This window comes from Candidatus Tumulicola sp. (assembly GCA_035601835.1).
Classification (GTDB): Bacteria; Vulcanimicrobiota; Vulcanimicrobiia; order Eremiobacterales; family Eremiobacteraceae; genus DATNNM01.
Genome location: DATNNM010000014.1, coordinates 46,988 through 72,657, shown reverse-complemented (window position 1 = coordinate 72,657; position 25,670 = coordinate 46,988). Strand labels below are relative to the sequence as shown.

The following is a 25,670-nucleotide window of genomic DNA, read 5'->3' as shown; positions in this document are numbered from 1 at the left end:
CTTGACGCTGCGGCTCGATCCGCGGGTGGCTATCGCAGTCGCGACGCGCAACGCCGACAAGTTTCGGGAGATCGCGGCTGTGTGGGGCGACCGGCTGCCGCTCTTGGTGCTGGCGGGTGACGAGTATCCCGATGTCGACGAACGCTTCGAAACGTATGAAGAGAACGCAGTGCTCAAGGCCCGCGCGTTGGCGCAAGTGCGCGGCGGTCCGGCGCTTGCCGACGACTCCGGGATTGAAGTAGAAGACCTGGATTGGGACCCGGGCATACGATCTGCGAGAACGCCTTCGCCGGATTCGACCCCGGAGCAGCGCAACGCCGACCTCTTGCGCCGGCTTGGTTCGATTCCAAGCTCGAAGCGCCGCGCGCGCTATGTGTGCGTGTGCGCGCTTGTCGTACCAGACCACGAACCTCTGATCGCGAGCGGCGAGGTCGAAGGTTTGATCGCCGACGCACCGCGCGGCACTGCGGGATTCGGCTACGATCCGATCTTTTTCTATCCGCCGTTCGCGTGCACGTTTGGCGAGACCGACGGTGAGAAGAAGAACGCCGTATCGCATCGGGGCAACGCGGTGCGCGCACTGCTACAAAAGTTCCAATAAAACACAAAACGGATTAGACATGTTCACGCGCGTGCGTGATATCGTTTACATGGATCAACTCTCGCTTGTCAAGAAATGCGCCAGGTGCAAACAGAGCAAACTGCTCCGAGAGTTCCCTCTTCGGCGACGGAATGGCTACTCCAGAAACGCCTACTGCTTTCCGTGCAAGCTAGCGTACCAACGAGAGAACTATCACAAGTATTCCGAGAACCACCAGCGGCTAGTCCATAGGAACTCGAAACGATACAGATCTCGAAATCGGGAGCTCATCACAGCGTACTTACTAGCGCACCCTTGTGTCGACTGTGGTGAGTCCGACCTGAGAGTGCTTGAGTTCGACCACGTGCGGCCTGACAAAGTTTCGTCGGTCAGCCGCTTGGCGGCACAGGCCGTGAGATGGGAACGCGTTTTGGCGGAAATGGAGAAGTGCGAGGTAAGGTGCGCGAATTGTCATCGCCGAAAAACGGCGAAGCAATTTGGATGGGAGGCGGGACTCGAGTTGCGGATAAGGGAAGTGAAATCCCACTACGGGCGGTAGCTCAGCTTGGTAGAGCGCTCGGTTTGGGGCCGAGAGGTTCGCAGGTTCAATCCCTGTCCGCCCGATTTTTCGTGCGCCCGTAGCTCAGATGGATAGAGCACCCGCCTTCTAAGCGGGTTTTGTCGTGGGTTCGAGTCCCGCCGGGCGCGCATTTTCAAACGGTGCAACCTCGCTGACACGCGTGACAACCATTCTCGGATCGCTCGTGTTCCTAGTCATCGCACCGGGAACCGTAGTGGGTTTCGTTCCGTGGTGGATCTCGCGATGGCATCGGCAGCCGCCGTTACTTGGGGTCGAAGCGATTCCGTATATCGGGGGCATTCTGATCGCGATCGGCTTGTACGTTCTGCTCGATTCATTCGCGCGTTTCGCGCTGCAGGGCATCGGCACGCCGGCGCCGATCTTGCCGACTCGGCACCTCGTGGTCTCCGGTCTATACCGCTTCGTCAGAAACCCGATGTACCTCGCCGGTTTGGCGTTGATCGTGGGCCAGGGCTTGCTTTTCGGCGATCCTCGCCTGCTCGTCTACGGCATCTGTGTCTGGATCGTGGCCCACCTGTTCGTCCGGCTCTACGAGGAGCCCACTCTGCAGAGAACCTTCGGGGCCGAATACCGCCGCTTCTGCGACAACGTGCCACGCTGGATTCCGCGCCTGACGCCCTGGCGCGGTAACGGCTGAGTAAACCACCGCCGCCGGTCGCGATTCGGACGGCCCGCTGCTAGACTAAGCAAGAGGGGAACTCGCAATGAAATTTCGCTTTGCGCTTGCGTTGCTTGGTCTTGCTGCTCTCATCGGCTCCTTCGCGCCTGCCCAGAAGGCGATCGCCGACCTTCCGATCCGCCCGTTCCCGGTCTACGACAACATGTTCTTCCGCGGAAAACTCGACACGACCGGAGACGGCCTGATCATCTCCAACATCCTCTACGAGGGCTCCATCTGGCCGCATCACACAAACGAAGGCAAACTGCCGGACCGAAACGCCTACCGCAAACTCGTGCGCAGCCACAACAAGAACCCCGGACCCTTGGTCATCGACATCGAGCTCTTGCCGGTGAAGGGTCCAAACGCCAAAGCCAACATGGAAACGCTTGCCACCCTCGCCGACTGGGCGCACGAGGACGCGCCGGGCAAGGTCATCGGTTTCTACGGTAGCGAGACTTTGACCAAGGTCCCGGCCGTCGATCTGCCGCTTGCGCGCGAACTAGCCAAGCACGTCGACGCGTTCTTCCCGCCCATGTACACTTTCGACGACGATAGGGCGAAGTGGGCCCAGCGCGCAAAACAAGAGGCCGACGAAGCGCGCGACCTAGGACCCGGCAAGCCCGTGTACTTCTATCTCTGGCCCCAATATCACGACAACACGCCGAAGCAATTCCAGTGGGTGGATTCGTCATACTGGAAATTCCAACTCGATAACGCGCGCCGCGACGCGGACGGCATCGTCCTGTGGGGCTCGAGCAAGTTCGATTGGGACAACTCAACCGGCTGGTGGACCGCGACGCAAGCCTTCATGCGGTCGCTTCAACCGCCGCCGGGTGCGCGCTATTGAGAAGCCTTGGCGAACGAGTCTGAGAGGCGCTCGAAGGTGAGATCCGTGGTGATCGAGTTGGCTCCGTCCGCCGAACTCGCCATTCCCCGCTCTTGGAGCGTGCCGGAGATCGGCACGAGAAGCGCGGGACTGTATCTGATGCTGCCGCGCGTGGTGAGGTTCATCCCGCGCGCAGACTTGAGCTTCACCTGCTGCAGCTCGTCCAAGAGCACGGTCGAACCTTCCGCTTTCGAAACCGTGTAGTCGTCGATGACATCCACGACATCGTTGCGCGACTCGACCTCCCATTTCGACCCCTGATCGAACGACCGGCCGCCTCCTCCGAACAGCCTGCCGAAGAACGGCATGAGGTAACGGCTGCAGATGCTGACGTCCATATCGCCGAAATTCGTCACGCCGTTCGGCGCCACGATCAGGTCGAAGGTCGCGGGCGTGCTCCTGCCGTGCAAGGCTTCGACGACGCGCACCAGCAGATTATCGTTCTGGATGCCCATGATATCCACGGTCACCGTGCCGTCGTCGCGCGAAAACTTGCGATTGGACGTCGGATTGGGATCGAAGATGACCGGGCCGCCGGGAATCGGATTGGGCATCGCGCCGCCATAGTGCTCGACAGCGACTTCCTGCCTCCGGAAGAACGACACTTTATACACCACTTCTCGCAGTGGTTGAGTCGCCCCCGCGGGCGCCGGGGCGGGCGTCGCATTCAGAGCAATCGCGAAAACAAATGGCACGATCATGTTCGCACCTCAGCTGTTGATCGAATCGGAAATGCGTTCGAAATGCACGCTCGTGACGATCTGGTTCGTCGACTCCGCAGTGCTTCGCGAGGCCCGCTCCTCGAAGTCGCCTGACAGCGGCGCCTGCTGGGCTGGGTCATACCTCACCTTGCCGCGCGTGACGAGATCCATGCCGCGCGCCGCGGTCACCGAAACAGTCTGTAGTTCGTCGAGCAGCACCGCCGAGCCGGCGACGCCGGTGACGGTGAAGAGGCTGACCACGTTCGCGGCCTCCGTGCGGATGTTGAGATCGAACCGGGTGCCGGGCGAGAACGATCGGCCGCCGCCAAAAGCCCGGCCGAAGAACGGAAGCGTCAAGCGTTCAAGGACGCTGAAATCTTGGCCGTTGAAAAGCGGCACGCCCTCGGACGTCACGAAGCCCGTGAACACGTTGGGTCCGGAATGCGAGCGCAGATTCTCCGTGATGCGAACCGATACGGGACCATCGCGCACGTTGAAAAACTCGACCTTGAGCGTGCCGTCGTCCAACGTCATCGCGGTCTTAGCGCTGGGCGCCGGTTCGTAGATGGAAGGCATGACGGGTCCGGATCCGCCGTAGCCTCCAGACGTATTGCTGGCGGCCGGCTGCGACACCAAGCCGCCGTACGTCTCCGTCGTCAGTTCTTGACGGCGCGCGAACGCCACTTTGAACACGACCGTCCGATACGGCGCTGCTGCAAGAGGTGCGGGCGTAGCATCGAGTGCGAGTGCGAACACGAGCGGGGCGAGCATAGCGGCTCCTTGCGCCCTGACCGGCATGGATCCGTGTGCGATAAGGGGGTTCAAGCCCGTGCAGGGAAGGTCCCGCGTGTTTTGGAGAGCAGGAACGGAGTATGCTGAACACCACCATCGATGCCGTCGGTGTGGAAGAGCGGGCCGCAAGTCTCGCGACGCGCAGCATCAAGACCTCCGCCAAGATCACGGGCCTGCATCTCGCGATATCCATGACGGATCTCACCACGCTCGAGGGCAAGGACACCCCCGGACGCGTTCTCCAACTCTGCCGCAAGGCGGTGCGGCCGGACCCCGATTACGCAAGCGTCCCCTCGGTGGCCGCGGTGTGCGTCTATCCAAACCTCGTGCCGGCCGCGAAGAAAGCGCTGCAAGGCTCCGGCGTGCGGGTTGCCTCCGTCGCGACGGCGTTTCCAAGCGGCCAGGCGCCGCTCGACGTAAAATTGGCGGAGACTCGCGATGTCGTGGCCCTCGGCGCCGACGAAGTGGACATGGTGATCGATCGCGGCGCGTTCCTGGCCGGTCATTACGCGCAAGTCGCGGAAGAGATCGCGGCCGTGAAGGTCGCATGCGGGGGCGCGCTCCTGAAAGTTATTCTGGAGACCGGCGAGCTCGAGACCTACGACAACGTGCGCCGGGCCAGTCTGCTCGCGATGGAGGCGGGCGCCGACTTCATCAAGACCTCGACCGGCAAAGTGATGCCGTCGGCGACGCTTCCGGTCACCTTGGTGATGCTCGAGGCGGTGCGCGATTTCGAAGCGCGAACGGGGCGCAGGGTCGGAGTCAAGGTTGCCGGCGGCATCCGCGCATCGAAACAAGCCTTGCAATACCTCGTCGTGGTGAAGGAAACCCTGGGTGATGATTGGCTCACCCCGAACCTGTTCCGCATCGGTGCGAGTTCGCTGCTCAACGACGTGCTGATGCAACTCCACAAGCAGCGCTCCGGAAGTTACCAGAGTGAAGACTATTACACGCGCGACTAAAGCCGAGCTGGCGAAGGGCTGGGAGTATGCGCCAGCCCCCGAAGCGCACGACTACATCAAGTTGCGCTCCCGCTACGGCCTCTTCATCGGCGGCAAATGGCTGGCGCCCCATTCGCGCAAGTACTTCGCGACGATCAACCCCGCGACCGAGGAGAAGCTTGCCGACATCGCGCTAGGCGATCCGGAAGATGTGGATCGCGCCGTGAAAGCCGCGCGCCACGCATACGATCGCTACTGGCGCCGCCTCGCACCGGCGGCTCGCGCGAAATACATCTATCGCATCGCGCGCGCGATCACCGAGCGCAGCCGCGAGCTCGCGGTGCTCGAATCGATGGACGGCGGCAAACCGATCAAGGAGTCTCGCGACGTCGACATTCCCCTGGCCGCCGCGCACTTTTTCTACTACGCGGGCTGGGCCGACAAACTGGACTGGGCCTTTCCTAACGCCGTGCCGCGCCCGTTGGGCGTCGCCGGCCAGATCATCCCATGGAACTTTCCTGTGCTCATGGCGGCGTGGAAGATCGCCCCGGCGATCGCGTGCGGGAACACGGTCGTGCTCAAACCGGCGGAGACGACGCCGCTCACCGCGCTGCTCCTGGCGGAGATCATCGAGCAGGCCGACCTGCCTCCCGGCGTGGTGAACATCTTGACCGGTCCCGGCCCTACGGGGAGCGCGCTCGTCAACCACCCGGCGTTGGACAAGATCGCTTTCACGGGATCGACCGAAGTCGGCAAGATCATCGCAAAGGCGTGCGCGAAGCGCAACCGGCACGTCACGTTGGAACTCGGCGGCAAGGCGGCCAACATCGTGTTCGACGACGCGGCGATCGATCAGGCCGTCGAGGGCATCATCAACGGCATCTTTTTCAACCAGGGCCACGTGTGCTGCGCCGGGTCCCGGCTGCTCGTTCAAGAATCCGTGCACGAAGCCGTGGTGGAGAAACTGCACCGGCGCATGCAGAGCCTGCGCGTCGGCGACCCGCTCGACAAGAACACCGACATCGGCGCGATCAATTCGAAACAGCAGTTGAAGAAGATCGAGGAATTGGCGGCCAGCGGCGACCAGGACGGCTGCCGGCGTTTTCAGACCGAGTGCGCCTTGCCCGCGCGCGGCTACTGGTTCCGTCCGACGTTCTTCACCGGGGTTGCGCTCTCGCATCGCATCGCCCAAGAAGAGATCTTCGGCCCCGTGCTTTCGGTCATGACGTTTCGCACTCCCGAAGAAGCGGTGGACAAGGCGAACAACACGCGCTACGGCCTCTCCGCCGGGGTGTGGACCGACAAAGGCAGCAAGAATTTCAAGATCACCTCGCAGCTTCGCGCCGGGGTCGTGTGGGCGAACACGTTCAACAAATTCGATCCAACGTCGCCATTCGGCGGCTACAAAGAGAGCGGCTTCGGTCGCGAGGGCGGCCGCCACGGCTTGCTTCCGTATCTGGAGCTGACGTGAAGCCCGCGCGCCTGCCGGTTCGCAAGACCTACAAGCTGTTCGTCGGCGGCGAGTTCGCGCGTTCGGAATCAGGCCGAACGATGGCGATTGCGCGGCGCGACGGCACGCATCACGTCGCGCGCGCCACGCGGAAAGATGTGCGCGATGCGGTGCGAGCCGCGCGTGGAGCGTGGGCCGGCTGGCGCGGCCGGACCGCCTACAACCGCGGACAGATCATCTATCGTCTCGCCGAGATGATGGAGTCGCGACGCGAGCAATTCGTGGACGTGCTTCTGAGCGGAGGCGCGACGGCGCGAGAGGCAGCGCGCGAATTCGAAGCCGCGGTCGATCGCGCGATCTGGTACGCGGGCTGGTGCGACAAGATCGAACAAGTGCTGTCCACCAAGAATCCGGTGGCGGGCCCGCATTTCAACGTCAGCAGCCCTGAGCCCACCGGGGTCGTGGGCGTGCTCGCGCCCGCGCAGCCCTCGCTGCTCGGCCTGGTATCAACGGTGATCCCTCCCTTGAGCGGCGGCAACGTGGTCGTCGCGCTCGCCCCATCGTCAGACCCGCTGAGCGCCATCGCCTTCGCTGAAGCAGCGGCCACGAGCGATATGCCCAAGGGCGTGTTGAATATCCTGACGGGCGAGCCGGCGGAACTGCTGCCGCACGTGGCGGCGCATTTCGATGTGAATGCATTGGACATCTGGACGGCGGACTCAGGCCTAGCGGAGCGCGCTCATGTGGCCGCGTGCGAGAGCGTCAAGCGCGTGCGTCGCAGCGGCACGCGCGATCGCAAGTTCTGGTTCGGCGACGCTTCGCAAAGCCCGCGCTGGATCGAAGCGTTCATGGAAATCAAAACGGTGTGGCACCCCGCCGGCGTGTAGAGCGGCAACGTATAAGAATTAGACAATTCTGCATCGCGCGTGATAATACGCGCATGTGGAAACGTTGCCCACGGTGCTCGCAGCTATTGCCGAGTGACCGGTTTGATACGCGAAGTCCCAGGGCGTCAAGACTACGAAGCTACTGCAAGCCCTGCCAAGAGGAGTATCAACGGTGCTACTATCGAGCCAACGCGGCCCGGTACAACGGGCACAGACGTCGGAACATGCGGCGCTACCGGTTGCGAAACCAACAGAAGGTCGATGCGTACCTTTCCTCTCACCCTTGCGTCGATTGCGGTGAATCGGATCCCGTCGTCCTCGAGTTCGACCACGTCAGAGGATTGAAGCTGGAGAGCGTAGCCGTCTTGGTCGGACACGGTGACTCTTGGGAACTTATCGAGGAGGAGATGGCCAAATGCGAAGTACGTTGCGCGAACTGCCACCGACGAAGGACGGCACAACAGCGCCGATACAAGGCGGGAGCCCGAAAGTACGAGGAGGAATAGAAAGTCGCAGCGCGGTGAGTGTAGCTCAGTTGGTTAGAGCGTCGGCCTGTGGCGCCGAAGGTCGCGGGTTCGACCCCCGTCATTCACCCCATTCCCCCTGCGCCTGTAGCTCAATTGGATAGAGTTCCAGACTTCGAATCTGGCGGTTGAGGGTTCGAGTCCCCCCAGGCGCGGTCAAGCTGCCCCGTTAGCTCAACGGTAGAGCATCCGGCTTTTAACCGGGTGGTTCCGAGTTCAAGTCTCGGGCGGGGCACATCACTTCATCGGCAGACCAAGCTCATTCGCGAAGAAAATGTATTGCGCCGAGCGGTCGCCGAGCCGCTGGCTGAACGATGCGCCGATGCCGTGGCCAGCCGCGCGGCGCGTCAGCAGCACGATCGGATTGGCGCCCGCGTTCGCCGCCTGCAATCGCGCGATCATCTTTCTTGACTGCCACGGCGCGACGCGCGGATCGTTCTCACCGGTCACCATCATCACGGCCGGATACTTCGTGCCCGCCGTCACGTGATGATACGGCGAGTAGCCATACAACGCGTCGAAGAGATCCTTGTTCTGCACGGTGCCGTACTCGCTGACGTTGAAGCGTCCATTAGGCGTGAGCTCGACGCGCAGCATGTCGTAGATCCCGGCGAAGCTCGCCACGGCGCGGTAAAGCTCCGGATGCTGCGTCAACGCTGCGCCCATCAGCAAGCCGCCGTTGCTGCCGCCGACGATGCCCAGCCGTCCGGGCGCCACCCATCCCGAAGAAATCGCCTTTTGAGCGACCGCCGCAAAGTCGTCGTAGTCGTTCTGCTTGTGCGTGAGATTGCCGCCCAAGTGCCACGCTTCACCGAGTTCGCCGCCGCCGCGGATGTTGGCGACGATGTAGACGCCGCCACGTTCGATCCAGAACAGAGCGGAGCCGATGAAGAAGGGCCCCTGTTCGAGCCCGTAGCCGCCGTAGGCCGTGAGGATGCCCGGTGCCGTCGCATTCGCAGCGGCGCCGCGCTTGTGGAGGACCGTGAACGGCACCCGCGTGCCGTCGCGCGACACCGCATACTCCACGGTGAAGGCGACGTCCGAATAATCGGCCGCGGGCTTCAACTGATACAGCGTCGTGAGCGCGCCGCTTTGCGCATCGTAGCGCACCCAGCGCTCCGGTGTGGTCCAGCCCGCGTACTCGATGAGCGCGGCGGAGCTTCCGGGCTCAGCCGCTATGGTGCCCACGCTGATGCCGCGCGAGGGCAGCGCGACCGTGCGCACCAACATGCCGGCCGCCGTGAACTGCCGCACGCGCCACGCGGGGCCCCACACCTCCCGGGTCAGGAAGCCCCCGCGAATAGCATAGATCCCGCGCACCGCCCAGTCGCCTTGCGCGAGCACCGTGCGCGATTTTCCGTGCGGATCGATCGCTACGATCTCGCCGCGCGGGTGCCCGGTAGTCTCGATGACGTATAGCCGGTCGCCGACGAACGCAGCGGTGAGGACGCGCGTCTCGTCATCGCCCACCAACACGCCCGCGGAAGCGTCGACGACTTTGACCCAGCGTCCGCCTTCGCGCAGATACACGTTGCAGTACGAGCCGTCGCCGTAGTGCACGAGCGCCGCGGCTCGACCGTCGGGTGAGTCCATCGCATTCCACTCGGCCACAGGCGAGAAGCCCTTGCCAAGCGCGAGCGTATCAGCACTCGCGGCAGAGCCAAGTTTGTGATGGAAAAGAACCGAATTGAAGAACTCTTGTCCCTTTGGAACGCTGCCCGGAGCCGGCACGTGCGTGTAGACGAAGCCGTTTGAGTCGCCATCCCAAGCCAGCGCGTCGGTCGACGTGCCTCCCCCGACGCGCGGCAGGCTCTCCGCCAGAATTCGACCGGATCCGACCTCCACGACGTGCATCGTCGTCGCTTCGGCGCCGGCTTCTTGGGTCGCATACGCGACATAGCGCCCGTCCGGTGACGGCCAGTAACCTTCGATCGACACGAGCCCGCCCGCCGGATTGGTGTCCACGAGCGTTCGCAAGGCGCCGAGCGGCCACGCTTGGACGGCGAGCACCGGCTGCGCTTGCGGCGGAACCTCCCGCAAGGAGAAGAGCTTGCCCGCGACCACCTTGGCGCCGAACTGCTGTGGTCCGGTCAGCGCCAACTGCCGAAGTCGCGCGTTGATGCCGGCCTGGTCCTTGAAACGAGCGAACACGCCGTCGGCGTATTTGTTCTGCGCATCGATCCACGCGGATACCTGCGGCGAGCGATCGTTCTCAAGCCACCGATATGGGTCAGCCACTGCCGCGCCGAAGAACGTGTCGCTGACGCTTGCAACGCGCGTCGGCGGCGGACCCGAGGCCGCCAGTGCGAGCGTCGACGCAAACGCGACGAAAGCAACGACAAAAACGAGACTCCGTATCATCGCTAGACCTCCTAAGAAACGAAGGGTACAATTCGTGCGCATGTAGTAATATCCGCTTCGGCGAAATGCGCCGCGCGCGTCGTTAGCTCAATTGGTAGAGCAGCGGACTCTTAATCCGTTGGTTGTGGGTTCAAGTCCCTCACGACGCACCACTCGAACAAAACGGGGGCGACAAGTGGACACTCGACTTACAAGCGGAATCGCTTCCGCGGCACTCCTGGGAGCAGTCGCCGGCCTGATCGCGTCTCCGCCTGCCTGCAGGTTGGAGATGGCGCGCCGGCTTCGCTACGGCACCGCACGTCTTGCCCGCGTACTGCGCTCCGATCAAGACCGGCTTACGGCGGCCGTTTACGTCGGCGCGAGCACCATGATGCGCGTGACCGAGCAAGTCTTCGCGGCCGTGCGCGAAATGATTGCGAAGTCGCATTCGCCGATCGCAAAACTGCGCCGGGCTTTGGGGCAAGACGACCGGCTGCGCGAGCGGCCTATCGTCGTCGATGCCGTCGGGGACACGCTTTTGCTGCAGGGCGTCGTGTCTGACGACGAGGAGTGGCGCCGGGCCGATCTGCTGGCACGCGATGCGTCTCCGGACGGCACGGTGCGCAATCTCCTACGCGTGGAGCATCACGCCGAGGGCTAGCGCCCCGAACTGAGAGCAGTTCATGGAAAACGTAGATTTCCCATCGCTGGATGACCTGGAGTGGGCGGACCGCCGGGACGCTTGGATAAAAACTTACTTTGAGGAGATCGGAAAGGTAGCCGGGTCAACGAATTCGAGCGGCGCATCTCGAAGATTCGGCGATTTTGAGTTCGGCTACCGCGCGGTTGACGCTGGTGTCTACGAATGCTTCGTGGCGACAGATGCAAGCCTGCCTCCAATTTCAGGTGTTATTAGGGTCCGATGGGACCAGGAAGAGCCGGCAGACGTAGCGGCGGCAATATTGGCTCATTGGCGGCGAATCCGAGAAAATCCAATATAGGCGTGGGCAAGTGGCGGCATTACTGAATTTCCCTAACCGGTTTTGTCAACGCTGCGACGGCGGCAGCCAGGAACATCAAGACGGCGGAACTGACGAACATCGCCGTGAGGTTCCATTTCACTGCGAGACCCGCGAGCAGCAGCGAAACGGGTGCGAGTCCAACGGCCGCAAACATGAGCACGCTGGTCGCCCGGCCGAGCATTTCGCGTTCAACGCGCTGCTGGAACCAAGCGATGATGTGCACGTTCAAGAAGCCGGCCGCAGCGCCCATCGCCAGCAGAACGACTGCCAAGAGCCACGCGTGCGCCAGCAAACCGAGAAGCCCGGTGAACAACGCGATCAGCGCGCTCACCACGATCATCGTGACCCCACGCCGGCGCGGTTTATAGAGCCCAGCGAGAGCCGCGCCTATTAGCGAACCGAGGGCCACGGCTGAAACAAAGATGCTGAATGCCACGGGCGACGCAAAGTTCTGTTTGGCGATCCAGGCCAAGCCTATCGAGATCGGCCCAGAAAGGCAGAAGTTCAACGCCGCCGCGAGGATGAGCAGCGAGCGCAACGCAGCATCGCTGTTGATGTAGTGCAGCCCCTCAGCGATGGAGTGCAGCAGTCCTTTCTTGGCGGCGGTTTGTGAGCGTTGGGGGTCAGGCAACCGCCAGAGCGCGGCCATGACGAAGAGAAAACTAAATGCATCGATGAAAAATGCCCAAGCCACGCCAAACGCTCTGATGACGAGCCCGGCCGGTGCCGGACCCAGGATGGTCGTAAGCTGCTGGGTCATTTGCGTGACCGAGTTTGCTGCCGGCAATTGTTCCCGGTCCACAAGCGAGGGCAAGAACGTCTGAGCAGCGGGAGCCGCAAAGGCGTCAGCGACTCCAAAGAGTAGCGCGAGCACGTAGACGTGCCAGAGCTGGAGCGCATGGAACCAGACGAGCAGGCCGACTAAGGTGACGGACAGCGTGCGCGCAGACGTCGTCAGCATCCAGATTTTGCGCGCCGAAAAACGGTCGCTGACCGCTCCGCCCACCAGCATGAGCACGGCGACGGGGATCGTCGCCGTCATCATGATCGTGCCCAGCGCGAGGCTGGAGTTGGTCAGTTGAAGAACGAGCCACGGCAGCGCGACGAGGTAGAATTGATCTCCGAGATTTGAGACCGTACGGCCGATCCATAGCAGCCGGAAGGCAGGACTGCGTAAGGGGTGCCGGGCGGCATTCGAAGCGGAAAGGATTGTGCTTGCCATGAATGTAAATGTAAACCTACATTCACGTTCTGTCAAGACCCGATGGACGAGAGCGTTGGATTGAGCAGCGATGGTCCGAAAAAAGACCCTTGAACCGCAGCAGGCGCGCAGCAAGGAATCTCAGGCGCGCCTGATGCGAGCAGCCCGTGAGATCCTGAATGAAAAGGGGCTCGAAGCGGCGACCGTCCCGCGCGTCGCCGCTCGTGCCGGGCTTTCCGCGGGCTCGGTGTACCGGCGCTTCCCCGACAAGGACGCCCTAATACGAAGTGCGGTGCTGGATTTCGTGCAGCGGTTGGAGGCGGCGAACGCGGCGGTCCTGACGCCGAAGCTTGCCAAGCTTGGGTCGCTGTCTGACTTCGCCAAGATGGCCGTGAAGACGAGCCTTGCAGCCCACCGCAAGAACGCGCGGATGCTGCGCGCGATCCACCAGTTCATCTTGGCCCACCCGGACACGGCCTTCAAGAAGAAGGTTGTCGAGGTTGAGGTGCGGTCGGTTCAGCGTGTCGCCGACTTCTTGTTGCTCAAGCGGAAGGAGATCCGGCACCCGCATCCGGCAAAAGCGGTCACGTTCGCGCTGATGCTCCTCGGAGCCGCCTTGCAGGAGATCGTGGTGCTCGATGTCTTGCCCGAGATGGAGGACCCGCGCCTCCCGCGGAATGACGATGAACTAGCCCGCGAACTCACCCGCGTCTTCTTGAGCTACCTTGGAGTCAGCTACCGCGCCTAGCGCTATTTCAGGAAATCTGGTTACAAGAATGATTGCAGAAGCGCGATGGATGGCACCGATTAGCCGCGAACCCTTTTAAAATTAGCCTGGGCAAGTGGCGGAACTGGCAGACGCGCCGGACTTAGAATCCGGTGGGGTAACACCCTTGCAGGTTCGATTCCTGTCTTGCCCAGCCCGAGGCGCGACATGGACCTAAAGGTCCGTGGCTACGGTGTTGATCGGTCCGCGGCTACGGCCTAGCCAAAACGCTACATTAGGGGCTGTTTTTGGCCGATTATTAAGGAAGGGCGCGGCTGTAACCGCAAGCCTGCGCCGCAAGTCCTATAGAGGTCAGATGAAGAACCGCTGGGTCGTCGCGCTGGCCGGCGTGCTCGTAATGGTATGCTTGGGCACCGTGTACTCATGGAGCCTGTTCACCCAACCCCTGCTCGCGAGCTTCGGCTGGTCGAACACGACCACCACGTGGGCGTTCGCGCTCGCTAACCTCTTCTTAGGCATCGGCGCCGCTGTCGGCGGCCGCTGGCAAGACGTCAGCGGGCCGCGCTTTGTGCTTCTCGCGGCTGTGGTGATGTGGGGCGCGGGGAACATCCTGGCAGGCCTCGGCACACCGCAATTTGGTCCGCTGTGGCTGTACGCCACCTACGGCGTGCTGGGCGGATTAGGATTGGGCTTCGGATACATCGCCTGCGTGTCCGCGGTGATCAAGTGGTTCCCCGACGCGCGCGGTTTCGGCGGCGGCCTGATCATCATGGGCTTCGGCTTGGGAAGCTACATCTACAACAACGCCCTGAAATACATGCCGACGTTCACGGACGTGGCGAAGGCCGCGGGCGTCTACGCAAAGGCCAAAGCGGACGCGCTCGCAGCGCACGTCGCGTTCGATCACTATCGCTACTCGTTGGCGCCGAGCCAAGTCCACGATCTCATGACGATCTTCGTCATTTCCGGCATCGCGATCATCATCGTCGGCCTGGCCTGTGCCGTGTTCGTGGACAATCCGCCGGCTCTCTACATCCGCCCCGGCAGAGCCGCGGCTGCCACCCTGGCGACGCGTCCCTTCACGACCGAAGAAATGCTGACCACCGGGCAGTTCTACATGCAATGGCTGATGCTGTTCCTCAACGTCAGCTGCGGCATCTTGCTCATCAGCAACGCCGTGCCCATCATCCAAGAATTGAGCAAAGCGCCGGTCGCTGTCGCGGCAGCGGCGTACGCCACGGTCGCGCTCGCAAACGGCACGGGCCGCATCGTCTGGGGAACCCTCTCCGACTACATCGGCCGGAACGCCGCCTTCGTCTTCATCTTCGGACTTCAAGTCGCGGTGTATTTCACGCTGGGGCACCTCACCGACATCACGTTCATCGCGGCATCCTACTTCATCGTCTTGCTCTCGTACGGCGGCGGATTCGGCGTCATGCCGGCGTTCAACGCCGACTACTTCGGCACCAAGCATTTCGGCGCGAACTATGGCTTGGTGCTCACCGCGTGGGGCTGCGCTGGACTGCTCGGACCGCTGTTCATCTCGGCGGTGAAAGACGCCACGGGCTCGTTCAGCGGCGCGATCGTCCCGGCCGCAATCCTCCCCATCGTCGCGATGATCATCCCGTTCATCATCCGCAAACCCGAAGAGACGGCCGCCCCGGCGACCCTCCCGGCGGCGCAGTGACCGGCTCAGGCGCGTGAACGAGCGCTCCGTTTGGATCCGCATCGCGCAAAACGTCGCCACGACGTTGTGCACCCTTGCCTTCATCCTTTCGCTGGCGGGAGTCATCTTCTACGACGACGCGATCTCGCAGCGATCGCAGACACAAGCGATCCAAGTCGACGCAGCCGAACGCGAACGCATGCTGTCACAGCGCGTTCCGGAATTGCTGCTGGCAGTGCAGACCGAAGCCTCGGGACGGAAGTCCCCGCAAGCCGACATCGCAAACCTGCTCACGGCCTCGGAGCAGTTCGATACCGAACTGAACGCCTTCGTGCGCGGCGGCATCCTCACCGACTCGAGCGGCGCGCAATTGAACCTGGACCCGCTGCCGTCAGGTCCCGGCTTGACCGCTGCGCAACAGGCCCAAGCCTTGTGGCAGCCCCTCGCGCGTTTGATCGAAAAACTCAAAGGCGGCGATGCAGCCGCGCTGCCCCTGGCGGTCGCATACGCCCGCAAGAACGCAGGACCGCTGCTCGACCAGACCACAGCGCTCTCTCTAGCGGTGCGGGCCGCCTCAGCGCGCGCGCTCGTGCCGCTGACGGCACCACGCAATCTGTTCGGCGTCATCGGCATCCTCGGTTTTGTAGCTTTCGTCGGGCTGCTGTTCTTGCGAGTACAGGAAGGGCAGCGCGAAATCGAAGGCTACGCCATCAATCTCGAGGACAAAAACGTCGAGATCGATGCGCGCTCGCGCCAACTCGCGGAAGCGCAAGCCGGCACCGACCTGATCATGAACACGGTCACGCAGGGTCTGCTGCTGATCGATCCGCTGTATCGGATCTCCAGCCAATACTCGCGTGAGGTCAAGCAGATCCTCAGGCTGCCCGAGCCGGCGGGCGTGAACTTCCTGGCGATCATGCAGCGCATCCTCACCGAGAAGATGTACAACACGACGAAGGACTATTTGGCGCTGCTCTTCGATTCCGCCAAGAAAGAACGCGCCGTGCTCAAAGTCAATCCGCTCGACGAGGTCGAGGTCAACTTCCCCGATCCCCAGGGCGGCTTTCTCTTGCGTTTCCTCGAATTCACGTTCCGCCGCATCTACGATGGGACCACCATTCCGCGCGTGTTCGTCGCGGTAACGGACGTCACGGCCCGCGTCCAACTCGAGAATCGGCTGCGCGAATCGGAACAACTCAAGCGCCGGCAATTCGAGCTGCTCTTGAGCATCCTACACGTCGACCCCGTCCAGCTCGATGAGTTCATCAAGTTGGCCGAGGAGCAGCTTCACCAGATCAACGCCGCGTTGAAGACCGAGGATCTCACGGCCGGCGGGACCCCGCAGCTCAACCTGATGCGCGAGCGGCTCAACACCGTGTTCCGCTGCGTGCACAACATCAAGGGAAATGCTGCTTACTTGCACCTCGACTATTTCCAGGAAGTGGCAGAACAGTTCGAAACCAAGCTGTCCGACCTGCGCAGCCGTAAATCGCTCAGCGGCGACGACTTCTTGGCGGTCGCAATCGCTCAGTCGCAGATGCGCTCAGACCTTGAGGAGCTCGGGGAACTGCGCGAGAAGCTTGTGGGCATCCAGCGCGTGGTCGCCGCGCCGGCGCACGCAACGCCGCCGGCTCCGGGGTCCGCCGCACCGGCCACTCGCGACGACATCCTCGCCGGGGTCGAGGGACTCGCCCGATCGCTGGCGCTCAAGCTCGGCAAAGAGATCAAGGTTGAGACGAACGGTTTCGACACGCGCGACGTGGCGCCCGATCGGAGGCCGCTGCTGCGCGACGTGCTCATCCAACTCACGCGCAACAGCCTCGCGCACGGCGTGGAAGACCCGCAAGAACGGCTACGCTTGGGCAAGCCCCGCTCGGCGACGATCAGCATCCGCAAGCGCGATAAAGTCCCCGCGAACTTCTTCGGGTTCACGTTTCGCGACGACGGCCATGGCCTCGACCCGGTCAAGATCAGGTCGCGCGCAGTCGAAAGCGGCTTGCTCACCGATGCCCAGGCGCGCAGCGTCGATGACTCTCAACTCGCGAGTCTTATCTTCGCGCCAGGTTTCTCGACCAGGAACGGTTCGACCGCCGAAGCCGGCCGCGGCATGGGCATGGATATCATCAAGCAGCGGGTGGTCGACGAATGGGGCGGCGAAATCTCGGTACAAGCCGTGCCCGGGCGTTTTTGCGAGTTCTCCTTCATGTTGCCGAAATGACCGCGCGCGGCGAGACGAGGATGATGAAACTGCTGATCGTCGATGACTCGAACGTGATCAGGCGCGCGATCGAGCGCATGATCGGCGGGCAGCGCTTTGAAGAGGTCCGCACGGCCGGCAACGGCGTGGACGCGCTCAAAGAGTTCGATGCTTTCGAGCCCGACGTCGTCACGATGGACATCACGATGCCCGAGCTGGACGGACTGTCGTGCGTGGATGCGATCCTGGCCAAGAAGCCGGACACTCTCATCCTCGTCATTTCAGCTCTAGCCGACAAGGCCACGGCGGTCGAAGCGATCAAGCGCGGCGCGCAGGGGTTCCTGCTCAAACCCTTCACCCCCGAGATGCTCGATACAGAGCTCACGGAACTGTTCGAGAACTGACAGCATGACGGAAGAAGAGATCCGCGTGTTCATCAACGGGACGGCCAACTATTTCAAGACGATAGCCGAAGTGCCCGCGCAGATCGGCACGCCGTTTTTGAAGGAACCGGCGGACCAGATCATCTCCGACTTTTCGGCCATCATCGGCATCACGGGCCTGCACCGCGGCTGCGTCTACTACACCGCACCCCGCCTGATGGTCCAAAAGCTGGTGCAGCAGCTGGGTGAGACCGACGTCTCCGACGACATGTGCGCGGACTTTGTGGGCGAGATCGCCAACACCATCTCCGGCAACGCGCGCGAACACCTGGGCCGCAACTTCCTCATCTCGGTCCCGGTGGTGCTGCGTGGCCGTCCCGAAGCCATCCACTTCCCGAACAACGTCGCGACGTTCGTGATCCCGGTGCTGTGGGACGGGCACCGTTCGTCGCTCATCGTCTGCCTGAAAGATGAAGAGCCGCTGTCGATGAACGGAGCCGTATCGTGACGGACAGCGACCTCAATCTCTTCGTCGGGATCGTCGTCAACTATTTCCAGAAGATCGCGCGCCAGAAACCGCATCTGCGCGAGCCGGTCATCGAATTCCGGCCGCCGAGCTTCCTGGACTATAGCGGCTTCATCCGCTTGTCCGGCTCGAACGAAGGGTGCATCTATATCACCATGCCGAGCGCTTTTCTGACCGAAGTGCTGCATCGCATCGGCGAGAAGGATGTCGACGACAGCTTGCGCCGCGACTTGGTCGGCGAGATGGCGAGCACGATCGCCAGCAACGCGCGCGAGCAGTTCGGCAATCAGCTGCATATCTCGGTTCCCGAGACCATCCAGGATGGCCAGCAGCCTTCGTTCGCCATCCCCTCAACGCGCTTCATGCTGCCGATCGAGTGGAACGACCAACTCGCGTATCTCGGCATCGCGCTAGCCTCATGAGTCAGCAACTGTGAAACGCTTCACGCCGTTCACGCCGAAAAGCGTCTACACCCGGTCGGCGCACTTCGAGACCAGCGCCATCGGGGTGCTCATGCAGCCCTACGAGTGGGAGTTCGTGCTCGCCTTGGACGGCGTGACCTCCGCCGGCGATGTCGCGTGGTCGATCGGACTCGACGTCGCGTATCTCGAGGCGCTGTGCGAACATCTGCACACGCTCGGCCTCGTGTCGCTGCGCCAGGTGACGCTCGAAGAATACTTGCAGCAGAAGGGAAGCCCAGTTGCGCCGCCGGCGACCGAAGCGCTGATGGTGATCGATCACACGCCGGTCGAGCAAACACCCGCCGAACGCGCACCCGTCGAACTTGCGCCCGCCGCGGAAGCCCCATTCACCACCCCCGAAGCGCCGCCGCTGCCCGAAGAGCATCCGGTCTTCGACCACGCACCGCCTCACGGACCGGTGTATGAAATCCCCTCGGATGAGTTCGTACCTCAGCCGCGGGAGCCGCTGCCCGACGTTTTCGCGCCGTTGCCGGACGAATATGGCGAAAGTCCCGCAGCGCCGCTTGAAGAGCCGGCGCCGCTGTCGTTCTCGTTGAAACGCACGGTCACCGGCATGCCCATACGCCCGTTGTTGGATTTCATCGTGCAGCGCGCGGGAGGTTCGAGCGTTCCCAAATTGCTTCAGCAGCTCGCCGTGTATCGCGTCTTCCGCAAGGTGCCGAACGACCTCGTGCTAGCCGGGAATCTTCCCTCGCTCAGCTTGACCGATGCGAACTTCGAACTGCAGAACAAAGAACTGTACGACGCGATCGTGCACGCGATCGAAGAGACATTCGGCGTCGCCTACAGCGGAGACAGCGCGAATTAGTGGCCGCCGGGCGGCTTCGGCGGCCCGATCTCCTTCAAGCGCTCGCGCGTGACCCACAAGAAAATAAAAAGATACAGCGCTCCGCCGACAACGAGGACGGTTGCAAGAAGAGTGCCGCCGTTCATGCGCGCGTCGTTCGCCGCGTTCAGCGCTTTCCCCGCGGAGGAGAAGGGAGGCTCGCGGATAATCTCCATCGTTCGCCGCGCGGAAGTAGCTCAGCGGTAGAGCATCGCCTTGCCAAGGCGAGGGTCGCGAGTTCGAATCTCGTCTTCCGCTCCACCGTTAAAGGAAAGCATTGACCGCCACCGTCACCAAGCTCGCTCCGACCGAAGTCCAACTCGATATCGAAGTTTCCGCTTCCGATCTCAACGAGGCGCGGGAGCGCGCCTTCCGCAAGCTCGTCAAGCAGCACCGCGTCCCCGGCTTCCGGCAGGGCCACGTGCCACGGCGCATCTTCGAGCAGCATGTCGGGGCCGAGCGCATCGACCATCAGGCGATGGAAGACGTGGTGCCGGATGCCTATACCAAGGCGCTCAAGGAACACAATCTTGAACCCGTCGATCGCCCCAAGATCGACCTCGAGCGCGTTGACGATGGCCGCGCACTGCGCATCAAGGCTACGGTCGCGGTCCGCCCGGACATCGAGCTCAAAGATTACCTCGGCGTGCCGATCGGCAAACCCGCCGTGCACGTCTCGGACGAGGACGTCGAACGCAGCTTGCAATCGTTACGGAAGCGCGCCGCGACGCTCGAACCGGTCACGGATCGTGGCATACAAGCAGGCGACGTCGTGACGCTCGACTACGAAGGCACGATCGACGGCCAGCCGTTCGAGGGCGGCGCAGCGCACGGCCACACCACCGAAGTGCTGCCGGAGAAGTTCACCCCGGGTTTTGCCGAGCAGCTCTACGGCGCGAAACCCGGCGAAGAGCGCAGCGTGCGTGTGACGTTCCCCGCCGCCTACCACGCGCAAGCGGTCGCGGGCAAAGACGCGCTTTTCCAGGTCTCCGTGCACGACGTCAAGGTACCGGTGCTCCCCGAACTCGATGACGCCTTCGCCAAGCAGGTCTCGGAATACGAAAGCCTCGATGCGCTGCGCGACGACGTCCGGCGCCGGCATCAAATCGTGGCCGAAGCCCGCGCTCGCGAAAGCATGGAGAGGGAATTGCTCGGCGTCCTTGTCGCGCGCCACGATTTCCCGTTGCCAGGCGTTCTGGTCGAGCGCGAAATGCGCAGCATGCTGGCCGACGCCAAGGATTCTGTTGAGAATGCGGGGCGATCGTGGGAGGCGTACCTGCGCTCGCGCAACACGACCGAAGAGCAACTCCGGGAGGAGGTCAAGGGCGACGCGGAACGGCGCGTAAAGGCGGCGCTCCTGATCGAGCAGATCGCCAAGACCGAGAAGATCGAGGCCACCACGGCCGACCTTGAAGGGGAAATCGAGCGCCTAGCCCGCTCGACCGGCCGGTCCCGCGGAGCGGCCGTCGAGATGCTCCAGCACAGCGGGGACCTGGGCCGGCTCATGGATGCCATCCGACGCGACAAGACCATGGCCTTTCTTGTCGAAAAGGCTAGTGTGACGGAGAAGGCCCCGGAAGTGACCGCGGGCCCAGAACCCTCCGGCGACGAAACGATAAGCAGTTAAGGAGAGTCATTAAAACATGGGACACCTGGTGCCGATGGTCGTCGAGCAGACCGCCCGCGGCGAGCGCGCCTTCGACATCTTTTCGCGCCTGCTCAAAGAGCGGATCGTCTTCGTGACGGGCGCGATCGACGACAACCTGGCCAATCTGGTCATCGCGCAGCTGCTGTTTTTGGAAAAAGAAGACGCAGACCGCGATATCGAGATGTACATCAATAGTCCGGGCGGATCGCTTTCAGCGGGACTTGCCATCTACGACACGATGCGGTTGGTGAAACCCGACGTCGCGACGCTGTGCGCCGGCATGGCGGCAAGTGCGGCCTCGGTGCTGCTCACCGGCGGGGCCAAAGGCAAGCGTTATGCCCTACCTTATTCGAAGGTCATCATCCATCAGCCGTGGGTCTCGCAACTGGGCGGGCAGGCAACCGACCTCGAGATCCATGCGCGCGACCTTATAAAAAGCCGTCGCGTTCTTGCCGATATCTATGTGGAGACCACGGGACAGACGCTCGAGAAAATCGAACGGGACCTCGAGCGGGACTACATATTGACAGCACCCGAAGCGGTGGACTACGGCATCGTGGATTCGGTGATCACCAAGGCATCACGCGAAGCCCAGGCCGCCAGCGCTTTGAAACCATCAGCCGCGTAAAGGATACGGATGTTCAGGTTCGGAGACGAAAAGGGGCAATTGAAGTGCAGCTTCTGCGGCAAGTCGCAGGAGCAGGTGCGCAAATTGATCGCCGGCCCGGGCGTGTACATCTGCGACGAGTGCATCGAGCTGTGCAACGAGATCATCGAGGAAGAGCTCTATAAGAACGTCGACGAGAGCCTGCGGCTGCGCAACATCCCCAAGCCCAAAGAGATCAATCACATCCTCAACCAATACGTGATCGGTCAAGACCGGGCGAAGAAGAGCCTAGCGGTCGCGGTCTACAACCATTACAAGCGCATCAATTCGACCCAGACCGGCTCCGACGACGTCGAGCTTCATAAGAGCAATATTCTTCTCATCGGGCCGACCGGATCCGGCAAGACCTATCTCGCGCAGACGCTGGCCAAAATCTTAGACGTGCCGCTCGCGATGGCGGACGCGACGTCGCTGACGGAAGCGGGCTACGTCGGTGAGGACGTCGAGAACATCCTGCTCAAACTGATCCAAGCCGCCGACTACGATGTGAAGCGTGCCGAAAAAGGCATCGTGTACATCGACGAGATCGACAAGATCGCGCGCAAGAGCGAGAACCCCTCGATCACGCGCGACGTGTCGGGCGAAGGCGTGCAACAGGCGCTGCTCAAGATTCTCGAGGGCACGACCGCCAATGTGCCGCCGCAGGGCGGACGCAAACACCCGCATCAAGAGTTCATCCAGATCGACACGACCAACGTGCTGTTCATCTGCGGCGGCGCGTTCGACGGGCTCGAACGGATCATCGAAGGCCGCGTGGCCAGCCAAAGCTTGGGCTTCCGAGCGAGGCCCGAGAGCAAGACCGACAAGAAGATGACCCGGCTCTTGCAGGCCCTGCTGCCCGAAGACCTGTTGCGCTTCGGCCTGATCCCCGAGTTCATCGGCCGCTTGCCGATCGTGGTGACGCTCGAAGCGCTCGACGAACTCGCGCTGCGCCGTATCCTCACCGAGCCGCGCAACGCGCTGGTGCGCCAATATCAGAAGATATTCGCGATGGACGGCATCGAGCTGACGCTCACCAAAGAGGCGCTGGCGGCGGTCGCGCATCGCGCGCAATCGCGCAAGACCGGCGCGCGCGGTCTACGTTCGATCCTCGAAGAAGTCATGCTCGACGTCATGTACGATCTGCCGTCGCTCACCAACGTCAAGAAGTGCATCATCAATAAGGAAGTCATCGAGGGCGCGCAGACGCCGGTGCTCGTGCCCGGCAACCAACCCAAAGACGTCCCCGCCTAACCGCCACATTCTCGATTCGAATGTAGTGCCGGGGCTTTAGCCCCGGGCCCTTCTTGTTTGATCCGGGCAGGGCCCTCGTGCGTTCGCCCGAACAAAGCGAGCGTGGCACAAGAGCTTGGGCCGATGCTCGACAAGTACGATCCCGCCGCGATCGAAGCCGCGTGGTACGCGCGCTGGGAGACCGAGGGCGCGTTTCACGCTGAGCCGGATCCCTCGCGACCGCCCTTCGTCATCTCCATGCCGCCGCCGAACATCACGGGCCGGGCGCACATGGGTCACGGCTCGACCTATACGCCGATGGATATCCTCACCCGCTGGCACCGCATGCGGGGAGATAACAGCGTCTGGCTGCCGGGTCAGGACCACGCCGCCATCGCGACGCAAAACGTCATCGAGAAGGAGCTCGCGCGTGAGGGCCTGACGCGCCAGGACATCGGCCGCGAGAAATTCCTTGCGCGCGCGTGGGAATGGCGCCGGACGTACGGGGACATCATCTACAAGCAATTCCGCGCTCTGGGTTTCGGGCCAGATTGGGCGCGCGACCGCTTCACCATGGACGAAGGCCTCAGCCGCGCGGTCGTCAAGGTGTTCGTCGCGCTGTACCGCGAGGGGCTCATCTACCGCGGCACGCGGCTCGTCAATTGGTGCCCGCGTTGCGGCACGACGCTGGCCGACACCGAGGTCGAGCACGAAGACCGCCCCGACACGCTGTACTATGTCCGCTATCGAGCCGAAGACGGCGGTGACGGAGTCGTGATCGCGACCGTGCGGCCCGAAACCATCTTCGCCGACGTCGCGGTAGCGGTCCATCCGGATGACGAGCGCTACAAGCAGTTGATCGGGAAGCTGGTCCTACGGCCGTTGTCACCGCATCCGATACCCGTGATCGCGGATGCAGCGGTCGTGCGCGAGTTCGGCACGGGCGTGCTCAAGATCACCCCGGGGCACGACTACACCGACGCCGAGATCGGCGAGCGTCACGGTCTGCCCGCCATATCGGTGATCGGCATCGACGCGAAGATGACGGACGCGGTCGAAGCGGAATTCGCCGGCCTCGACCGCTTCGCGGCTCGCGGTCTCGCGGTCAAGCGCTTGCGCGAGCGCGGTCTGCTCGTGAAGGAAGAGCCGTACGCCGTGAGCGTCGGCACCTGCTACCGCTGCGACACCATCGTCGAACCGCTGCTGTCCCTGCAATGGTTCGTCAAAATCAAGCCGCTGGCCGAACCTGCGCTGGCGGCAACGCGCACGGGCCGCATCCGTTTCGTGCCGGAGCGCTACACGCGCACGTACGAAGATTGGATGGAGCGCATCCGCGATTGGTGCATCTCGCGCCAGCTATGGTGGGGCCATCGGCTTCCGGTCTGGTATTGCCCCAGCGGCCACGTCACGGTCGCCGAGACGGCGCCGGGCGCGTGTGAGAACTGCGGGGGCAAAGAAGTCAAGCAGGACGACGACACGCTCGACACGTGGTTCTCCGCGGCGCTGTGGCCGTTCTCGATCCTCGGTTGGCCCGAGCAGACGCCGGAGCTCAAGGCTTGGTATCCCAATCAGGTGATGGTCACCGCGCGCGAGATCATCTTCAACTGGGTCGCGCGCATGGTCATGATGGGGATCAAGTTCGCAGGCGGCATCCCTTTTTCGACGGTGCTCATCACCCCGCTCATCCTCGACGAGGAAGGGCGCAAGATGAGCAAGTCGCTCGGCAACTCGCTGGATCCTATGGACTTGGTGAAGAGCTACGGCGCGGATGCGACCCGCTACGGGATCGTGTCGCAGATGCACGGTTCTCAAGACGTCCGCTTCGCCGTATCGAAGTGCGATGCCGCGCGCAAGTTCTGCAACAAGATCTGGCAGGCGGTGCGCTTCGCCCTCGATCTCGACCTCAGCCCCGATGCGCCCATCCCAAACGCCAAAGCCTGGACGCTGCCGGATCGCTGGATCATGGACGAGTTGGCCACGACGATCCGGCGGGTGACTGCGGCGCTCGAGGCGTTCGATTTCTCCGAAGTGGCCGAGACGATGTACGCGTTTGTTTGGAACAAGGTCTGCGACGTGTATCTGGAGATCGCCAAGGACCGGGCCCCAACCCGTGCTCCGCTATTGCGCCACGCCCTTGCAACCGCGCTGCAGCTGCTGCACCCCATCATGCCCTTCGTCACCGAAGAGCTGTGGCAGCGCCTGCCGCACGAGGGGAAACGGATCGGCTCGTCTGCTTGGCCGACTTCCGCGACCGGCCGCGAAGACGAAAGCGCGCGGCGCGACATGACGAGACTTTTGGAATTCATCGACGCGGTGAACTCGCTGCGCGCGATGCCGAAGCTGCCCTATCGAGAGATGCGCGACGTCACCGTCGTGGGCGCCGATGCCGCGCTGCTCGAACTGCTCGCCCGCGAGCAGAACGTGGTCGAGCGGCTGGCTCGGGCAGCCAAGGTGCATGCGCCGGCATCGGGGGACGGCCGGCCTGCTCACGCTGTCACCCGGCGACTTGGCAGCATGGAGATATTGCTGCCCGTCGATGAAGCCTATCTTGAAAAAGAACGCGCCGGATTGCGCAAAGAGCTCGACCGAGCAGGCGTGGAGGCGGAGGCCATCGAGCGCAAGCTGAAAACAGGCTTCGTGGACAAAGCGCCGCCGGCCGTGGTGGAAAAGGAACGCGCGCGCTTGGAAGAACTGCGCGCCGCGATCGCGCTCAGCCGCGAGCGCCTCGCCAGCCTTTGATGCTTGAGGAT

General features: G+C 62.8%; 24 protein-coding genes and 8 tRNA genes. 27 read left to right on the top strand and 5 right to left on the bottom strand.

All coding sequences use genetic code 11. The annotated features are described in order from the left end of the window. The first annotated feature begins 1 nt into the window (after position 1). The 5 genes from VN934_09580 (at position 2) to VN934_09560 (ending at position 2,689) form a co-directional block, all read left to right on the top strand. Positions 2–601, top strand: a complete 600-nt coding sequence (locus VN934_09580) for a non-canonical purine NTP pyrophosphatase (GenBank protein ID HXM19042.1) — start codon at positions 2–4, stop codon at positions 599–601. Between the two features lie 528 nt (positions 602–1,129). Continuing rightward, a tRNA-Pro gene (locus VN934_09575) sits at positions 1,130–1,204 on the top strand. Positions 1,205–1,212: 8 nt separating this feature from the next. After that, positions 1,213–1,288 (top strand) — tRNA-Arg (locus tag VN934_09570). A gap of 32 nt (positions 1,289–1,320) precedes the next feature. Further along, the gene (locus tag VN934_09565) at positions 1,321–1,818 is read left to right on the top strand and encodes an isoprenylcysteine carboxylmethyltransferase family protein (GenBank protein ID HXM19041.1); all 498 of its coding nucleotides are present in this window, start codon (positions 1,321–1,323) and stop codon (positions 1,816–1,818) included. A gap of 67 nt (positions 1,819–1,885) precedes the next feature. Beyond that, a complete protein-coding gene (locus VN934_09560; GenBank protein HXM19040.1) occupies positions 1,886–2,689 on the top strand; it encodes a hypothetical protein in 804 nt (267 codons plus the stop codon). Here the strand turns inward: VN934_09560 and VN934_09555 are convergent. Both VN934_09555 and VN934_09550 read right to left on the bottom strand, forming a co-directional pair. Continuing rightward, a complete protein-coding gene (locus VN934_09555; GenBank protein HXM19039.1) occupies positions 2,683–3,429 on the bottom strand; it encodes a hypothetical protein in 747 nt (248 codons plus the stop codon). The two genes, VN934_09560 and VN934_09555, sit on opposite strands and share 7 nt — an antisense overlap. Positions 3,430–3,438: 9 nt before the next feature. Then, positions 3,439–4,200 (bottom strand): hypothetical protein, encoded by a 762-nt coding sequence (locus VN934_09550; protein ID HXM19038.1) that lies wholly within the window; start codon positions 4,198–4,200, stop codon positions 3,439–3,441. A 101-nt stretch (positions 4,201–4,301) separates the two neighbouring features. On the opposite strand from VN934_09550, the gene deoC reads away from it, so the two are divergent. The 6 genes from deoC (at position 4,302) to VN934_09520 (ending at position 8,258) form a co-directional block, all read left to right on the top strand. Then, a complete protein-coding gene (deoC, locus tag VN934_09545) occupies positions 4,302–5,183 on the top strand; it encodes a deoxyribose-phosphate aldolase (protein ID HXM19037.1) in 882 nt (293 codons plus the stop codon). After that, on the top strand, positions 5,158–6,633 hold the full coding sequence (locus VN934_09540) for an aldehyde dehydrogenase family protein (protein HXM19036.1): 1,476 nt from the start codon (positions 5,158–5,160) through the stop codon (positions 6,631–6,633). The genes deoC and VN934_09540 overlap by 26 nt, the downstream gene beginning before the upstream one ends. Further along, complete coding sequence (locus VN934_09535; protein ID HXM19035.1) at positions 6,630–7,499, top strand: aldehyde dehydrogenase family protein; 870 nt, start codon at positions 6,630–6,632, stop codon at positions 7,497–7,499. Before VN934_09540 ends, VN934_09535 begins: the two co-directional genes overlap by 4 nt. 520 nt (positions 7,500–8,019) lie before the next feature. Beyond that, positions 8,020–8,096, top strand: a tRNA-His gene (locus VN934_09530). Positions 8,097–8,104: 8 nt separating this feature from the next. Continuing rightward, positions 8,105–8,178, top strand: a tRNA-Arg gene (locus VN934_09525). A gap of 8 nt (positions 8,179–8,186) precedes the next feature. Continuing rightward, a tRNA-Lys gene (locus tag VN934_09520) sits at positions 8,187–8,258 on the top strand. A 2-nt stretch (positions 8,259–8,260) separates the two neighbouring features. On the opposite strand, the gene VN934_09515 is transcribed toward VN934_09520, so the two are convergent. Continuing rightward, on the bottom strand, positions 8,261–10,384 hold the full coding sequence (locus VN934_09515; GenBank protein ID HXM19034.1) for a prolyl oligopeptidase family serine peptidase: 2,124 nt from the start codon (positions 10,382–10,384) through the stop codon (positions 8,261–8,263). Between the two features lie 76 nt (positions 10,385–10,460). On the opposite strand from VN934_09515, the gene VN934_09510 reads away from it, so the two are divergent. From VN934_09510 to VN934_09500, 3 genes are all read left to right on the top strand, one after another. After that, positions 10,461–10,536, top strand: a tRNA-Lys gene (locus tag VN934_09510). A 23-nt stretch (positions 10,537–10,559) separates the two neighbouring features. After that, on the top strand, positions 10,560–11,024 hold the full coding sequence (locus VN934_09505; GenBank protein ID HXM19033.1) for a BON domain-containing protein: 465 nt from the start codon (positions 10,560–10,562) through the stop codon (positions 11,022–11,024). Between the two features lie 22 nt (positions 11,025–11,046). Further along, positions 11,047–11,364 (top strand): hypothetical protein, encoded by a 318-nt coding sequence (locus VN934_09500; protein HXM19032.1) that lies wholly within the window; start codon positions 11,047–11,049, stop codon positions 11,362–11,364. A 19-nt stretch (positions 11,365–11,383) separates the two neighbouring features. On the opposite strand, the gene VN934_09495 is transcribed toward VN934_09500, so the two are convergent. Then, positions 11,384–12,607, bottom strand: coding sequence for an MFS transporter (locus tag VN934_09495; GenBank protein ID HXM19031.1), 1,224 nt, complete (start codon positions 12,605–12,607; stop codon positions 11,384–11,386). A gap of 70 nt (positions 12,608–12,677) precedes the next feature. Here VN934_09495 and VN934_09490 point away from each other — a divergent pair, with 70 nt between their 5' ends. From VN934_09490 to VN934_09455, 8 genes are all read left to right on the top strand, one after another. Continuing rightward, the gene (locus tag VN934_09490; protein ID HXM19030.1) at positions 12,678–13,334 is read left to right on the top strand and encodes a helix-turn-helix domain-containing protein; all 657 of its coding nucleotides are present in this window, start codon (positions 12,678–12,680) and stop codon (positions 13,332–13,334) included. Positions 13,335–13,422: 88 nt separating this feature from the next. Next, positions 13,423–13,506, top strand: a tRNA-Leu gene (locus VN934_09485). A 162-nt stretch (positions 13,507–13,668) separates the two neighbouring features. Continuing rightward, complete coding sequence (locus VN934_09480; GenBank protein ID HXM19029.1) at positions 13,669–15,000, top strand: OFA family MFS transporter; 1,332 nt, start codon at positions 13,669–13,671, stop codon at positions 14,998–15,000. A gap of 13 nt (positions 15,001–15,013) precedes the next feature. Continuing rightward, the gene (locus VN934_09475; GenBank protein HXM19028.1) at positions 15,014–17,197 is read left to right on the top strand and encodes an ATP-binding protein; all 2,184 of its coding nucleotides are present in this window, start codon (positions 15,014–15,016) and stop codon (positions 17,195–17,197) included. Between the two features lie 20 nt (positions 17,198–17,217). Next, positions 17,218–17,580, top strand: a complete 363-nt coding sequence (locus VN934_09470) for a response regulator (protein HXM19027.1) — start codon at positions 17,218–17,220, stop codon at positions 17,578–17,580. A 4-nt stretch (positions 17,581–17,584) separates the two neighbouring features. Next, positions 17,585–18,067, top strand: a complete 483-nt coding sequence (locus VN934_09465; GenBank protein HXM19026.1) for a chemotaxis protein CheX — start codon at positions 17,585–17,587, stop codon at positions 18,065–18,067. Beyond that, positions 18,064–18,507: a chemotaxis protein CheX gene (locus tag VN934_09460; protein ID HXM19025.1), complete on the top strand. Its 444-nt coding sequence runs from the start codon at positions 18,064–18,066 to the stop codon at positions 18,505–18,507. The genes VN934_09465 and VN934_09460 overlap by 4 nt, the downstream gene beginning before the upstream one ends. Before the next feature lie 10 nt (positions 18,508–18,517). Then, positions 18,518–19,375, top strand: coding sequence for a hypothetical protein (locus tag VN934_09455; GenBank protein ID HXM19024.1), 858 nt, complete (start codon positions 18,518–18,520; stop codon positions 19,373–19,375). Here VN934_09455 and VN934_09450 read toward each other — a convergent pair. Then, positions 19,372–19,569: a hypothetical protein gene (locus VN934_09450; GenBank protein HXM19023.1), complete on the bottom strand. Its 198-nt coding sequence runs from the start codon at positions 19,567–19,569 to the stop codon at positions 19,372–19,374. The two genes, VN934_09455 and VN934_09450, sit on opposite strands and share 4 nt — an antisense overlap. Before the next feature lie 10 nt (positions 19,570–19,579). Here VN934_09450 and VN934_09445 point away from each other — a divergent pair. The 5 genes from VN934_09445 (at position 19,580) to VN934_09425 (ending at position 25,659) form a co-directional block, all read left to right on the top strand. Beyond that, positions 19,580–19,654: transfer RNA gene (locus tag VN934_09445), tRNA-Gly, on the top strand. A 16-nt stretch (positions 19,655–19,670) separates the two neighbouring features. Continuing rightward, positions 19,671–21,020, top strand: coding sequence for a trigger factor (gene tig / locus VN934_09440; GenBank protein HXM19022.1), 1,350 nt, complete (start codon positions 19,671–19,673; stop codon positions 21,018–21,020). A 16-nt stretch (positions 21,021–21,036) separates the two neighbouring features. Further along, the gene (locus VN934_09435) at positions 21,037–21,669 is read left to right on the top strand and encodes an ATP-dependent Clp protease proteolytic subunit (protein ID HXM19021.1); all 633 of its coding nucleotides are present in this window, start codon (positions 21,037–21,039) and stop codon (positions 21,667–21,669) included. Between the two features lie 39 nt (positions 21,670–21,708). After that, positions 21,709–22,941, top strand: a complete 1,233-nt coding sequence (gene clpX, locus VN934_09430) for an ATP-dependent Clp protease ATP-binding subunit ClpX (protein ID HXM19020.1) — start codon at positions 21,709–21,711, stop codon at positions 22,939–22,941. A 102-nt stretch (positions 22,942–23,043) separates the two neighbouring features. After that, positions 23,044–25,659: a valine--tRNA ligase gene (locus VN934_09425; GenBank protein ID HXM19019.1), complete on the top strand. Its 2,616-nt coding sequence runs from the start codon at positions 23,044–23,046 to the stop codon at positions 25,657–25,659. Positions 25,660–25,670 lie beyond the last annotated feature (11 nt).